The 13,851-nt window shown below is 37.0% G+C and carries 12 protein-coding genes and 2 tRNA genes; 5 read left to right on the top strand and 9 right to left on the bottom strand.

Annotated elements, in window-relative coordinates; genetic code table 11:
* Positions 1-64: 64 nt before the first annotated feature.
* On the bottom strand, positions 65-343 hold the full coding sequence (locus R3E32_13905) for a transposase family protein (GenBank protein MEZ4885822.1): 279 nt from the start codon (positions 341-343) through the stop codon (positions 65-67).
* Positions 344-348: 5 nt separating this feature from the next.
* Between R3E32_13905 and R3E32_13900 the strand changes: the two genes are divergently transcribed.
* The gene (locus tag R3E32_13900) at positions 349-492 is read left to right on the top strand and encodes a hypothetical protein (protein MEZ4885821.1); all 144 of its coding nucleotides are present in this window, start codon (positions 349-351) and stop codon (positions 490-492) included.
* Positions 493-581: 89 nt separating this feature from the next.
* Here the strand turns inward: R3E32_13900 and R3E32_13895 are convergent, their stop codons facing one another.
* Entirely contained in the window at positions 582-1,196 is a 615-nt protein-coding gene (locus R3E32_13895; GenBank protein MEZ4885820.1) for a PKD domain-containing protein, read from the bottom strand.
* A gap of 378 nt (positions 1,197-1,574) precedes the next feature.
* On the opposite strand from R3E32_13895, the gene R3E32_13890 reads away from it, so the two are divergent.
* Together R3E32_13890 and R3E32_13885 are read left to right on the top strand one after the other, a co-directional pair.
* Entirely contained in the window at positions 1,575-2,876 is a 1,302-nt protein-coding gene (locus tag R3E32_13890; GenBank protein MEZ4885819.1) for an aminopeptidase P N-terminal domain-containing protein, read from the top strand.
* A gap of 111 nt (positions 2,877-2,987) precedes the next feature.
* The gene (locus tag R3E32_13885; GenBank protein MEZ4885818.1) at positions 2,988-3,740 is read left to right on the top strand and encodes a CDP-alcohol phosphatidyltransferase family protein; all 753 of its coding nucleotides are present in this window, start codon (positions 2,988-2,990) and stop codon (positions 3,738-3,740) included.
* Between the two features lie 224 nt (positions 3,741-3,964).
* Here the strand turns inward: R3E32_13885 and R3E32_13880 are convergent, their stop codons facing one another.
* The 4 genes from R3E32_13880 to R3E32_13865 all read right to left on the bottom strand — a co-directional run bounded on the left by R3E32_13880 (position 3,965) and on the right by R3E32_13865 (position 6,262).
* The gene (locus R3E32_13880) at positions 3,965-5,095 is read right to left on the bottom strand and encodes a hypothetical protein (protein MEZ4885817.1); all 1,131 of its coding nucleotides are present in this window, start codon (positions 5,093-5,095) and stop codon (positions 3,965-3,967) included.
* A 269-nt stretch (positions 5,096-5,364) separates the two neighbouring features.
* Positions 5,365-5,745 (bottom strand): hypothetical protein, encoded by a 381-nt coding sequence (locus R3E32_13875; GenBank protein ID MEZ4885816.1) that lies wholly within the window; start codon positions 5,743-5,745, stop codon positions 5,365-5,367.
* Positions 5,746-5,946: 201 nt separating this feature from the next.
* Positions 5,947-6,077, bottom strand: a tRNA-Asp gene (locus tag R3E32_13870).
* 54 nt (positions 6,078-6,131) lie between these two features.
* Positions 6,132-6,262 (bottom strand) — tRNA-Asp (locus R3E32_13865).
* A gap of 423 nt (positions 6,263-6,685) precedes the next feature.
* On the opposite strand from R3E32_13865, the gene R3E32_13860 reads away from it, so the two are divergent.
* Entirely contained in the window at positions 6,686-7,174 is a 489-nt protein-coding gene (locus R3E32_13860) for an Lrp/AsnC ligand binding domain-containing protein (GenBank protein ID MEZ4885815.1), read from the top strand.
* Between the two features lie 44 nt (positions 7,175-7,218).
* Positions 7,219-7,731 carry a DNA topology modulation protein gene (locus R3E32_13855; GenBank protein MEZ4885814.1) on the top strand — a complete coding sequence of 171 codons (513 nt, stop codon included), beginning with the start codon at positions 7,219-7,221 and terminating at the stop codon, positions 7,729-7,731.
* 74 nt (positions 7,732-7,805) lie between these two features.
* Here R3E32_13855 and R3E32_13850 read toward each other — a convergent pair whose 3' ends face one another.
* From R3E32_13850 to R3E32_13840, 3 genes are all read right to left on the bottom strand, one after another.
* On the bottom strand, positions 7,806-8,693 hold the full coding sequence (locus R3E32_13850) for a DCC1-like thiol-disulfide oxidoreductase family protein (GenBank protein MEZ4885813.1): 888 nt from the start codon (positions 8,691-8,693) through the stop codon (positions 7,806-7,808).
* 225 nt (positions 8,694-8,918) lie between these two features.
* Positions 8,919-11,819 carry a TonB-dependent receptor gene (locus R3E32_13845; GenBank protein MEZ4885812.1) on the bottom strand — a complete coding sequence of 967 codons (2,901 nt, stop codon included), beginning with the start codon at positions 11,817-11,819 and terminating at the stop codon, positions 8,919-8,921.
* A gap of 371 nt (positions 11,820-12,190) precedes the next feature.
* A complete protein-coding gene (locus R3E32_13840; GenBank protein ID MEZ4885811.1) occupies positions 12,191-13,837 on the bottom strand; it encodes a hypothetical protein in 1,647 nt (548 codons plus the stop codon).
* Positions 13,838-13,851: the final 14 nt, after the last annotated feature.

Raw genomic sequence — 13,851 nt, 5'->3', positions numbered from 1 at the left:
GCTCTTCTTTTAATCATTTTGATTCGATTATTAATAGACTTGCTGTAAATTGACTTTTAATTACTTATGTAGTAATAGAAAAGTTCCAGAGAGCAGCACATATTACTACAATATCATTGACGTGAATATTAGATTTACAACGATTTCTTCTAACTAATATCTGATAACGTTTCATTCCTCCAATACTATGCTCCACTGCAATACGTTGCTTACCTACTTCTTTGTTATATTGTTTTTGTTCGATTGTTAGTTCATTATTGACACTTTTTTTAGCACGTTTCTTTTTATAAGGAATCACTAATGCTCCACATATATAAATACTCGCAATACCTTGAAATCCCATTTGTGGTGAAAATTCCTGAAACAGCGGAGCCTTTGACTCCAATTTTATCGGTTATTCCCCTTCAATTGCTAGCCTATCACATTGCGCTGATGCGGGGCTGCAATGTGGACCAACCTCGAAACTTGGCGAAGTCGGTGACGGTGGAGTAAGATGCAAAAACGCAAAAAGGGCAGTCAAAATTGACTGCCCTTTTTATTTTCCCAAAAAATGATTTGATATTATTACTTTCCGACCAATACTATTGTACAATCATCTTTCGGGTCCATCTGCGATTGTCACTGATTGCTGTGATAAGATAAGTACCTGGCAAGATGTAGTTTCGACGATAGTAGGTTAATTCATGTCGTCCTGCATATACATTTTGCTTAGGCATCACTATGTCAATCAATCTTCCCATCATGTCATACAGATTGATTTGAACATCTGCCGATTCACTCACTTCAAAAGACATGGTAGTGTGCGTAGAAACAGGATTAGGATAGTTGCTAAGACTTGCCAATACATTGACGTGTTCTACAACTTCTTCTTCAACTGGTTTTGTTTCTCTTTTGTGCTGAATGTTAAACACATAAACTTTACCTTCAAAGGTTTCGCTGCATCCTTCATTGTTAGAAATCGTCAATGAGAAAACATAAATACCTGCTTCTTCATAAGTATGTTTGGGATGGTTGTCAAAGGATGTTGTTCCATCTCCAAACTGCCATTCCATTTCGTTGTAATCTCCTTTCGATTTGTTATCAAAACTAACTTTCAAGCCCTTGGTAGCATACGAAAATTTGGGGCTTAAATCACAATCTGCATATGCAGTATTGAAGATAAAAAGGGTGATTAATAAAAGTAATAAGTTTCTCATGGGCTTTGGGACTTGTTATTCTTTATCTTCATATACGCCTTTTTTGTCACAGTAGTTTCATATTTCAACAAAAAGATTGAATAATATAACAAAAGGCAATTAATATATTGGATTTCAAATGGTTAATAAAGGAGAGCTAAAAAAAGGCATCGAAGATGGCAAAAAAAAACCTTTCTATATTGAAATAGAAAGGTCCAAAAATGGTAATTTTTTGAAATAATGTTAACTCTTTAAGCTTTACTGTTTACACAATTATATTTACGGAGTTCTTTTATAAATAGTTTCAAAAAAAAATAAAAAAAGGGAAAAAAAATCAAAAGTTTGAAAGATTTTAGAATTGTTGTAAACTTGTAAATCAATTTACAAACAATCTCCTACATGAAATACGAGGCTATCAACAATAAATTATTCAAAGAAAACAGAGCCCGCTTTGTTGCCAAAATGAAGCCCAACTCTATCGCCATTTTCCAATCCAACGACGAAATGCCCCGCAGTGCGGATAGTCACCACACTTTTCGTCAGAATCCAGATCTTTTTTATCTGTCAGGCATTGATCAAGAAAAGACCATTTTGATTTTGTTTCCAGATTGCGTCCGTGAAGAAATGCGGGAAATTCTGTTTATCCGCAGCACCAACGAAACGCTTACTATCTGGGAAGGGCACAAATATTCGATTGAAGAAGCGAAGACAACCTCTGGCATAGATAAAATCTTTTGGACAAACCAACTTTGGACTTATCTCCCCGAATTGATGTTTTTGGCAGAAAACTGCTACCTCAATCTCAATGAACATGGCAGAGTTCCCTCTCCTGTGTTGGATAAAGAAATGCGTTTTGTTCATGAACTTCGACAAAAATATCCCCTTCACCAATATTATCGTGCTGCTCCTATCCTACACGAACTGCGTGCAGTGAAATCTAATTTGGAAATAGCACTGATTCAACACGCCTGCAATATTACCGAGAAAGCCTTCAGAAGGGTATTGCAGTTTGTAAAAGCAGGGGTATATGAATATGAAATTGAAGCTGAAATTCTACATGAGTTTTTAATCAATCGTGCCACAGGTGCAGCTTATCCTTCTATCATTGCTTCGGGTGGAGATTCTTGCATCCTACATTATGTTGACAACAACAAACAATGCAAAGATGGGGACGTTTTGTTGATGGACTTTGGAGCAGAATATGCCAACTATGCAGCCGATTTGAGCCGCACGATTCCTGTCAATGGCAGTTTTACCGAGCGGCAAGCAGCAGTTTACAATGCAGTATTGCGAATCAAAAACGAAGCTACAAAAATGCTGCGACCTGGTATCACCTTAAAGGACTACAATGAGGAAGTCGCTAAAATTGTAGAATCTGAATTGATTCAACTGGGACTATTGGACAAAAAAGCGGTTGCGAATCAAGACAAAGACAAACCTTTGTATAAAAAATATTTTATGCACGGCACTTCCCACTTCTTAGGCATAGATGTTCACGATGTAGGACATCGCTACCGCCCTATGGAAGCGGGAATGATTTTTACTTGTGAGCCAGGAATTTATATCCAAGAAGAAAATTTGGGAATCCGCATAGAAAACGATATTTTAGTCACAAATGGTGCCCCTGTTGATTTGATGGCAAATATTCCTGTTGAAGTAGAAGAAATTGAAGAGTTGATGCTGGTGAGTATGCCATTTTAAGAATCAAATGAAAATAAAGATTTAAAATGCACTTCAAAATCACCTTATTTATGAAATTGATTTTGTAGAGTTTTTTTGAAGCGTTCTTAAGATAACGAAAAACCCAACTGAGTGAAATTCTTTAAGAGAACATATATTCCCAATCTTCTGACGCTGACCAATCTTTTTTTGGGTTGCTTGGCGATTGTAGCTGCTTTCGATGATCGTTTGATTGCCGTTCCTTTCTTGTTATTGGCCGCTGGTTTTGCCGATTTTTTTGACGGTTTTGCAGCTCGCTTGTTGAAAGTGACTTCTACAATCGGTAAGGAGTTGGATTCTTTGGCAGATATGGTAAGCTTTGGGATTGTCCCTGGGATTACACTCTACAAAATGCTCGAAATCACTTATTTAAAAACAAAAGGCATTGAAGAAATAGAATTATTCTATTTAGCTCCCGCTTTTTTGGTGTCCATTTGTGCGGCTATTCGATTGGCAAAATTCAATGTAGATGAACGGCAAACCGAAAAGTTTTTGGGTTTGGCCACTCCTGTTGCTACGGGTGCGATTACCTCTTTGATTTGGGTTATCAACGATGTGCGTTATGCTACTACCTTTGAACCATTCATTCTGAACCTCTATTTTCTTTACACGCTTACTCTCCTGATTTCTTATCTAATGGTGTCAGAAGTTCCCATGTTTTCCTTCAAATTTAAGAAACGTGGCTTCAAAGCAAACTTGCTTCAATTGATTTGCTTGGTATTCAGCTTTTCTGCTGTCTTTATTTTTGGATGGGCAGGTACAGCATTGATTGCACCTGTTTATCTGTTCTTGGTATTGGTGGACAATGTGTATTGGAGCAAACGAGTGGAAACGATTAAGCTTTGAAGTATGTGGTAAAACTAATGAATAAATGACAATGACAATTAAAAAGCATACTGATAAACAGTTCTCGATACTTCAATATTTGAATTCGATTCTAAAATATTGGCGTGTTTCCTAAAAGGTCAAAAGTAGTGGACACTTTTACGCATAAAGTTAAGCTCGAAAAAGTAGGAAAGCACAAATGTTTCCTACCAAGAATAAAGCACCATTTATGTGGAGGCAGATAATTAGCCTACTATGGTCAAAAGTTGTTCGACCCAATTCTTCTCTATCTTTTTACCTGAGAGTAACTCAAAAGGAGAGTAGCCTTTTCTCTTGCCTCTTTTATAGACCCTATGGTTGAGGTAAAATCGAATCAGATTGAGTTGTTCTTGCGATATTTGATTACGAGCACTATCCATATAAGGTCTTAGTAGAGAATTGATAGTTTCAACTAAAGCGGAACTTTGTACAATAGCATCTAATTTATCAAAGACATATTTTTTGAGTTCCTGCCACTCTATGTCTGATTTACCCTCTGTCTCATAGTGTTCTTTGAGTAATTCTAAAGCAGTCAAAGCCTTTGTTTTGAAATACTTAGCTTTCTGATTGTTTTTAGTTTTCCGATTTTTCTTATCATTTTGCCAAGCATATATCCAAAAATAAGCGGGAATGATTCCCAATTCTTGTTGTAACTGAGATTGGATGAGTCCAGCTTTTGGCAAATAATCAAATAAGTTGGGTAGTAACTTCTCAATGGCTTTAATTTCCTTGTCCAGTTTTGGAATATTCAACTCTTTCATACATTGCAAGGCACAGGCTACTTCTTCAATTACCTGAACACGACTGCGAGCATTGTACCTGTAATCAAAACAATTCAGTTGATTGTAGATACAAGTATAGAGAAATTGAAACTGCTCATATTGCTCTATTGCCTCGATGGTTTGTTCGCAAGATTTTTCATACTTTGCTATTTTAGCTGCTTTTACCCGTACACTAACAGCTCTTTGAGCCACTCCCTTCTGTTTGTATTCTTTTTCGATAGCCTTATATGCTTTTTTTTCTAAGCGAGCCACAAATACGCCCAAACGATGGCTAATTGCATGAAAACTATCCGTTTGAACAGGTATCGCTGAATGAGATGTTTCATGAGCAGCTTTCATCAATACGCCTTCATCCTTCACTAAACCCAAACATTTTATACCTGCATCTTCCAATGCTTGCCAATGATTCTCCCAAGCTTCTTTCGTCAAGGCTTCAAACAATTCCATGCGTAAAATAACACTGCTCACAGGATCAACCGTCACTAACACGGGTTGATGACCTATCATGTAAATCTCGTCACTTGCATAATGTACTGCCCCTTTCCATATCACCATCTTCCCTAATCTTGAACCTAAATCTTTCAATGTCTTGCTAATAAAGCAAGTAGAATTAGGTAGTTTAGACTTTGGACGAAATTTGTGTTTAGTGATTACAAATTTTGTATGGTATTGAACCAGTTACGATTAAACCAACCATTTAAGGCAGCATTATTTGGACTCTTGAAAATTACCCCATAAGTTCAAGAGTCCAAATAATGGTTTGAGTCACAAAAAACTAACTGTCAAATACTTGAAAACAAGCATTTTTCAAGTATTTGATAACTCTAAATCTGTCCAAAGTCTAAAGGTAGTATAGGGTCTGATAAACCAATGAATTCACTAATCGAATTCAAACTACATTTGCCTATCAAACGAAACTCCAAAATTTTTCGCACCGACTCAGCTCGTTTTTCAGCACAAATCAAATTCGCTTCAATAGATGCTTCAAATAGTCCGTCCAAACGAGTTTCTACGCGGTTTATTAATTCATAAACAAAGGTGCGACAGACCGAATATTTTCTTGATAATCTCGTGATTTGCCCATGCTGTTTGAAAAAATAGCCGATTATCCCTATTTTTAAGCGTAAATCTGAATCTATATCTGCTCGGCGGATAAATTTATACGATTTTGTCAAAGAACTTGGTTCTGCTAATAAAGTGTTCATGTGTAGTTCGTTTTCTCGAAAAAACTAAATGTACACATCTTTCTACTTTTTAGTAGAACCTTTTTTGTAGGACGATTATTTAAACACGCCAAATCAATTTACTTTTGATTGCAGGACTAAGGGAGGGTTTCTAAATATCTCCCGTTGTGTGATGTTAAAATGAAAAAACCTCCAATTCTGTGTATCGAATTGGAGGTTTAGTGGCTGTAAGGGAAGGATTCGAACCTTCACGAAGTAGTTAGTCTTTTTCGTTTAGCTAATGCGGAAAAGATTTATCCAGAATCTCCACCCCCGAGACAAGAGGGCATGTCTGCCAATTTCATCACCTTACAGTGTGCTGTTGAAGTTGTTCAACAGTTGGAAAATTCAGTAAAAAAAGAACGGTTTGGCTGTAAGGGAAGGATTCGAACCTTCACGAAGTAGTTAGTCTTTTTCGTTTAGCTAATGCGGAAAAGATTTATCCAAGATCTCCACCCCCGAGACAAGAGGGCATGTCTGCCAATTTCATCACCTTACAGTATTGCGTGAATGAAATTGAAAAATTAGGAATGATGGATAATTTTTGGTTATTTAGCGTCTTTTTATTTTCCATCACTCATATTATTCAACTCATGTCACTGAAACAAAGAACGATTAGGCTGTAAGAGAAGGATTCGAACCTTCACGAAGTTGTTAGTCTTTTGCGTTTAGCTAATGCGAAAAGATTTATCCGAAATCTCCACCCCCGAGACAAGAGGGCATGGCTGCCAATTTCATCACCTTACAGTATTGATAGACGAAATATTAAAAAAATGATTGTTTGTTTAACTTCCGTCAGCTTACAATCACAAAGTTAATATAAACGAACATTTCTTGCAAATTTATTAATGAAATGCTTTAAAATTTACATTTTATTCAATAATTTGCATTTTTATTGAAAAAATGATAAAATTAGCTTTTAATGGAACAGAAAAATTATGATATTGATAATTTAGATCTTCAGATATTATCAATCTTGATGGAAGATGCTAAAATTCCCTATACAAAAATTGGAGAATTGCTCCATGTATCACCAGGAACGGTGCATGTGCGGATGCGGAAAATGGAACAAATGGGAATTGTCAAACGACATCAACTCGTGGTCAATCACGAAAAATTAGGTTATGATGTTACCGCTTTTTTAGGTGTTTACCTTCAACAAAGTTCTATGTATGATGATGTTGCAACTGCATTGAAGAACATTCCCGAAGTAATAGGTCTGAATTATACCACAGGTACTTATAGTATGTTCGTCAAAATCATCTGCAAAGACACCAATCACCTCAAGGAAGTATTGCACGATAAAATACAACCCATCAAAGGTATTCAACGTACAGAAACGTTTATTTCTTTGGAAGAAACCATCAACCGTCCGATTAGACTTATTGAAGAAGAGATAGAAATAATTTAAAAAAAATAAAACTCAAAACCATTGTTACAATTTACTGGACCTGAATGAAAAGAATACTTATCATCGGCAGTGGAGGCTCAGGTAAATCTACGCTATCGATTCGACTGCAAAAAATCTTGCAAATTCCTCTCATTCATTTAGACCAACACTATTGGAGTGCAAACTGGGTGGAACCCACCAAACCTGATTGGGAACAAAAAATAAAGCACTTGATGGATGGTGAAATGTGGATAATGGATGGGAATTATTCTAATACCTTGGAAATGAGGTTGGCCAAAGCCGATACCGTCATTTTTTTGGATTTTCCGAGATGGAAGTGCATCATAAGAGTCCTAAAAAGAAACCTTCAATACCACGGTAGCGACCGTCCAAGCATGGCAGAGGGTTGTCCAGAAAAAATCTCTGTAGAATTTTTGACCTATCTGTGGAAATTTCCCCAACGAAGCCGCCCAAAGATGTTGCGTTTATTGGAGTTTGCAAAAGAAGAGGTTACAATCTATATCCTAAAAAGTGATGGTGAAATTGCGAACTTTCTAAAAAAACTCTCCTCTCCATAAAAACTTTCCGTATCTACACCTCAGTGTTCAATTTTCAAAACCAAGTGTGTAAAAAAATATATGTATATAATTGATTATATGGACAATAAACTACTTAAAACAACAAGCGCAGCCACTAAAAAACTCAATATCCAAGCTATCATTCGCCAATTTGCCAAATTTACTACCTTCAATCGTCGAAAATGCGCCTGACACATCACCCCAAAACTTGCGACAATGGCAAAAGTAGCTCCACCAATAGCAATAACTTCATTCGGTATCCATGCTACAATACCCATACTCACGATATAAATACCCAAGCCCATGAGCATTGTTGTAGCCAACTGACCAAAATATTCGATGCGGGTTCGGTTGTTTGGTATAGATAAAAAAGCCATACAGAAATAAATTCCCCAAGCTATGACTGCAATCATCAATGTCGCAAAATTGAAATAAGCAAGCGAAGGTACAGCAAAAGCTTCCGCCATTCCATTTGCAAACCAATAAACTCCCAAAATGCTCACCAATACTGCCAAAAAGATGTAAATCAAGCGATAACCTACATGAAAATCTGGCGTACAGTCGTAGCTATGTGTTTGTGTTTGTGTTTGTGTTTGTGTTTTTGCAGCACCCACAATGACCCGCCTATTGTAAGACACAATGTTGTAGAAGGTTTTGAAGAAAGCACGAATGAGGCGAAATTGAAGCAACCAAGCAATAAAAGGCATTTTTTGGCTCAAAATAAACTCCAAGCTATCCAATCCATACAAGGTTTCACCTCCTTTCAAGTCTACCAAAGGAATTTCGTGTTTGCTGCGGTGAATATCCATATTCGCTGCAATGTCACTTTTGTTTGTCAATTCATTGAAGGAAATGCGGTTGTGTTTTTCTAACATTCCTGTTTTGACAAAAGCACTTGTGTACCAAACACATAATGGGCAGGTATCGTCGTAAATGATGGCTTTATTTGCAGTTGCTTTCATGATTAATGGGTTTTAAAAAAGGAGAATAGAGTTCAATTATTGAAGTAGTTGCTATTGCAATTTAAGCTAATTTTCTGAATTTTCAAAATTTATTGAAAATTCAGAAAATAACTTTATATTCATGTGAAGCTTCTATTCTGACAAAAAGAGAAAGGGGCTTTGAAATTAATTTTTCAAAGCCCCTTCCCTTCAGGATATTCCACAAATGATGTTGGAATATGGTTGTTATTCAAATGTATGTGAAAGTCTTACCATTGTCAATCTTCCCAATTGTGGTGCACCTACCGACTCTTGGTGTACCTCATTAAGCAAGTTTTGAATACTAACAGAAAGGTAGGTTCCTTTGCTTCCAGGAAAAGTATAGCCAAGATTCAAATCAACAACTTGATAAGCAGGTACTTCTCCAATGTAAATACCTGATTGCAGGTGAAACGCATTCTGCCATCTGAATTGTGAGCCAATGTTTAACCCAGAGTTGAAGTGGTAACGTGCGCCAATGTTAACCTTATTTTTAGGAGCGTTTAGGGAAAGTACTTCTCCTTTTTCTCCTTCAAATAGATCCTTACTCATATGAGCATAATTACCATTGATTAACCATCTATCACTGGCTTCATACAAAAAACCAAGCTCTGTACCCCATAAGGATATATCACCGAAGTTAGTGTAGGAAAAGACCATATTTGGATTGTTCTCATTGGTAGGACTGACGGTTCCAAGGGGAATGCTGGCAGCAGAGGTAGTCAAAAGTGTGACCAATTCATCAATTCCCGAACCATTGCTATTGCCTACAATAGGAATGGTACTTCCGTCTGCTTGATCTAACAATTGAGTCAAAATATCCAGCAATGGGCCATTCTCTGGATTTTGAAGGTTGTAGAAAATGCCGTTTACAAGGGATTGACTGACCGAATTAGGTTCTAAAAATACATTTGGAGTCATGATTTGAAGGGGGCTGATAACGTCTGAGATATGGGTATAATAGAGGTTGCCAAAAACGGTTAGTTTGTTGTTGATAATACCCTTGTAACCCAATTCATAACTTTGTGTGGTTGTATTCTTAATTTTCGCAACATCTTCAATTGAAGTAGGAGATACAGGTTTGTAAGGAAAATCTTGTTCAAAGGTCAGGCTCATTAGATTGTGTTCAACTCCAACAAGATATTCGGGTAATAAATTGCTGCTGAACATTTCTACCAATGAAGGGGCCATTCCTGCTTGTAGAAACTGCTGCAACAATCCTTGTCGAGCATAGGCATATACAATGTTGGAGATGGAAGGGTCGTTTAGATTAAAAAAGGTACTTTCACTTTGATTCAGCAAAGGAGCAAAAGGTGTTCGGAATTGTGGCAAACCATTGCTGCCGTAAGAAAACTGCAAGCCTCTATTACCTGATGCTTTCACACCAATACCAGATTGCAGACCCAAGGTAGTACGAAAATCAAAAATATCGTCCGATTCAGTAATGTCTATTGATATGTTCAAAGGGCTTGGTGAATCGAAAGCCTTGTTGTATGTAGCCCTCACAGTATGGTTTTGAGCAGGTTTGTAAATGATTGCAGCACGAGGAGATACAAACCATTCGTCAACAAAGCTATTTTTGTCAGTTCGCAAAGTTCCCAATAACTTTATTTGACTGTTGACATCAAAACCTGCTTGTAAGTAGCCGCCATATTCGTTGATAGCATCATCGTTTTCATTGCTTCCATGAATACTGTATTCGGTATCAGAGCGAGTGAACATGGCATCTAATCCATACAAAAGATTCACCCTATTTTTGAAGATACTACTAGAGTTTTGAATTTGTGCCACATATTGTTGAGAGCTACTTTTTAGAATTGTACCTGTCCAAAGTAAATGGGTATTGCCTGCCGAACTTCTATTGGTATATACTTGCGCAAACAAAGATTTCCAATTCAATCTGGCTTGTAAATAGCTATAACTCCAATCTGCTACTTGCACTGCTCCAACGCCTGTCATTTCTATACCCGAAAAGTTGCTAATACCTGAGGAGAGTACCAAATCTGTATTTCTATTGAAGCGAAAATCCATTCGCCCATCTAAAAACATAGTTCTTTCGGTATTGTCACGTTCATTGCTAACAGATTCTCCCACGGTTTCTTTTCCTTCAAGTGTATAACGGTTTTTCACAATGGTTTTGGGTTCGTTAGGATCATTAAAGCTCCACCCATTGCCGCTTAGATATTGCCCCGAAATTTTGTAGCCAACTTCTAAAAGTCTATTAGGATTGGTCTTGATTTTGCCCAAATGCCTAAATGAGGTCATCGAAATCAATTTGCTGCCTTGGTCAAAAGGGGTATTGGCAGGTAGTGGGATGATGGGTTCTTCAATGCTTGCACGAATGCCTATGCCTGTGCTAACTGTAGTGCTGTGATCAGCTCTTATATCTAAAGGAGAAAGGGTGAGGAAGTGAATAACCCCTCCCGAACTGTTGGGTCCGTACAAGGCTGATGCAGGGCCTTTTAAGACTTCAATGTGGTCGATGTCAAAACTGTTAAATGAAAATAACTGATTGGCATTGAAGTGAAGAGCAGGTACTCGTACGATTCGGTTGTCAACCATTGTGAGGGCAGTGCCTGTAAATATATTATTGAATCCTCGAATAGATACATTTGAAGTAGTTAGACTGGTTTGCATGATGTCTATGCCAGGAGTTCCCTTCAAATAATCAGTAGGCGAAACGGCATTGACCATTTTAACATCACTTGATTTGATGATACTTATATCGGCAGGAGCATCCAATGTTCGTTCTGCATTTTTACCTGATGTCACACTCATCTGGTTCATTGGATTGCTTGTTCTTTTCAATACAACATCAATTTCTCCAAACACTCCAACTTCTATCTCTTGTGGCTCGTAACCATCTTTCACAAACACTAACTTGGGGTGTTCTTCAGGAATAACGATAGTATATTTCCCGTTTTTGTCGGTGTACGTTTTGATATAAGCCCATGTTTTCACAAATACCAGCACTTTTTCAATAGGCTTGTTTGTCATATTTTCTTCTGTAATCGTACCTCTAATTTTCAGTTCTTGCGCAAAAGCAGTATGCTCGGATAGGGCAAACATACATATCCAAAGTAGGAGAAAGTAATAAAATTTTCTCATTTTAATTTCTTTAAGATTTATTTTAAATAATAATATTAATAATGACTAAAAGGCAGGTTTTAGAAATAAAAAGGTAAGATAAGTATTGGGTTATTTTGGTATTTATTTTTTCGCTTTTGTGGTTTTTTGGTAAAGCGTTCAATACATACGAAGCAAAAAGGAGTTTGGTTTTTTTCGATAGGATATTTGACTAAAGTTATTCGATTAACTTATCTTATTCGCCTTTATTGATTTGGATAACAATTCCATTAAAATTGGTAAACACTGTTCGGCAGCAATCTTTAGTAATATTGGGTATCACTAAAAAAAATAGGCGCAAGAACTTTTTTGCTCTTACGCCTATGAAAATAAATTTTTAAGATTTTTCAGCCTTATTGGCCATCAATCGCTGTTATTTCGCCATTGATTTTCTTGTAGTTTCGCTTCAATCTGCTCACTTCCTTCCATTCACCTTTGTCATTGGTTTTAGAAATGATGATAAATTTGTCGGTTGTTTCTTGTCTCCAACTCGAATTGCCTACTACATTGGTAAACTCATCGTTGGCCAATTCTTTTTTGCGTTTGGTATCTGCTGCATTTTTGAGGAAAGCCTGATAGTCTTCTTCAGTAATGCTGCCAATCGAAACCCATTTCTGTCCGCCATTGATGGTACTCCAAGCATAATATCCTGGGTCAGGCACATCACATTCATATATCACCAAACCATTGCGTTCGTCGGTGAATTGGGTGATAAGTGGTAGGCACAAGAAATCGTTTTTAGGAATAGCACTGATAAAATTCCAGCTTTTGCCAGCATCTGTAGTCTTATAGAGTTTCAGGTCACCCGCACCTTCCACTACCCAAAAGTTAATCAAATAACCCACTTTTTCGTCCACAAAATCAAGGTGTAAGATTTCGTAGCCAAAATCAGGAGCTACTACCTGTTTCCAATTTTTACCTCCGTCTGTTGAAGACAAAAGTAATGTTTGAGAATACATATCACCTACATAAGCCATGCGCCCTTCTAAGAGTAAATTATCATCGCTAATTGGAAAAATAGTTCCTTCGATGGTGATTTTATCCTCTGCCTCATTGCAGCCTATACAATTGATCTCGTCAATAAGGTCAATATTTGCGATGGCAGCAGCACCCATTTTATCACTCATAGGAAGCGGTTTTCCACTTTCATCACGGTTATCGACTACATCAACTATCATCTCCTCATCTTTGGTATCATTTTCAGCATCCGCTTTTAGTATTTCTCCATCATCATCTTCTTCAATATCAGATTTGTTATTTTCTGTTGGAGGTGTAACTACTTTTGATTCAAAAAGTAATTCCAATTTTTTTGAAGCTACTTTTTTTACGAATGCTTGAGCATATCCCGCTTTTTTTGCCGCATCAATTAGAGCTTTTGCATCTTCCGCTTTTTCTTTTGCACCCAAAACAACTCTTGTCCAATCTCCTTCGCTATTTTTGTAAACACTAGCATCTTTGCTCAATGTTTCAAATTCTTTCTTTGGGACATTGCTTTTGAAAGCAGCCAATTGTACTACATACACCTCATCTGGAAGCACGCTATTGTCTTCAGGCATAGGTTTTTCAGTTGTGGTAGTTGTACCAATAGGTTTGTCTATAACCTCTTTTTTAGGAGGATCTTCTTTATAGTTTTCACTTACATTTATAATATCCTCCTCTTTTTTGGGTTTCGTATCATCTACCGTTGAAGGCTTAGGTTCTTCTGCAATCATGCGTCTAATAACAAACGCTGTTCCAAAACCCTTGTCTTGAGCAGCTTTCAAGGAGACTTCTGCTTGTTTTTTTTGTGCATACTCTCCAAGCAATACCCTTGTCAAACCTGATTTTGTTTTTTCTTGGTGTATTGGTCCAATCTCCTTTATGCTATTAAAGGCATCCATATTGGGTTTCTGAAAAGCACCCAATTGTACACTATAAGACTGAACGTTTTGTGCTTGTAAAGAAAATGTGATTAGTTGAAAACAACTAAATAAGGTAATGATTTTAAGCAAATATTTCATAAACTATAAATTTA

The sequence above is a fragment of the Chitinophagales bacterium genome, assembly GCA_041392475.1.
Taxonomy (GTDB): Bacteria; Bacteroidota; Bacteroidia; order Chitinophagales; family UBA2359; genus JAUHXA01.
Note: the sequence above shows the minus strand (reverse complement) of the source record. Positions and strands in the feature narration are given on the sequence as shown.

Bases quoted from the DNA above. Each gene is read 5' to 3' on its own strand.
- R3E32_13905 (MEZ4885822.1), bottom strand. From the start codon at position 343: ATGGGATTTCAAGGTATTGCGAGTATTTATATATGTGGAGCATTAGTG.
- R3E32_13895 (MEZ4885820.1), bottom strand. From the start codon at position 1,196: ATGAGAAACTTATTACTTTTATTAATCACCCTTTTTATCTTCAATACT.
- R3E32_13890 (MEZ4885819.1), top strand. From the start codon at position 1,575: ATGAAATACGAGGCTATCAACAATAAATTATTCAAAGAAAACAGAGCC.
- R3E32_13880 (MEZ4885817.1), bottom strand. From the start codon at position 5,095: ATGGTGATATGGAAAGGGGCAGTACATTATGCAAGTGACGAGATTTAC.
- R3E32_13875 (MEZ4885816.1), bottom strand. From the start codon at position 5,745: ATGAACACTTTATTAGCAGAACCAAGTTCTTTGACAAAATCGTATAAA.
- R3E32_13860 (MEZ4885815.1), top strand. From the start codon at position 6,686: ATGGAACAGAAAAATTATGATATTGATAATTTAGATCTTCAGATATTA.
- R3E32_13855 (MEZ4885814.1), top strand. From the start codon at position 7,219: ATGAAAAGAATACTTATCATCGGCAGTGGAGGCTCAGGTAAATCTACG.
- R3E32_13850 (MEZ4885813.1), bottom strand. From the start codon at position 8,693: ATGAAAGCAACTGCAAATAAAGCCATCATTTACGACGATACCTGCCCA.
- R3E32_13845 (MEZ4885812.1), bottom strand. From the start codon at position 11,819: ATGAGAAAATTTTATTACTTTCTCCTACTTTGGATATGTATGTTTGCC.
- R3E32_13840 (MEZ4885811.1), bottom strand. From the start codon at position 13,837: ATGAAATATTTGCTTAAAATCATTACCTTATTTAGTTGTTTTCAACTA.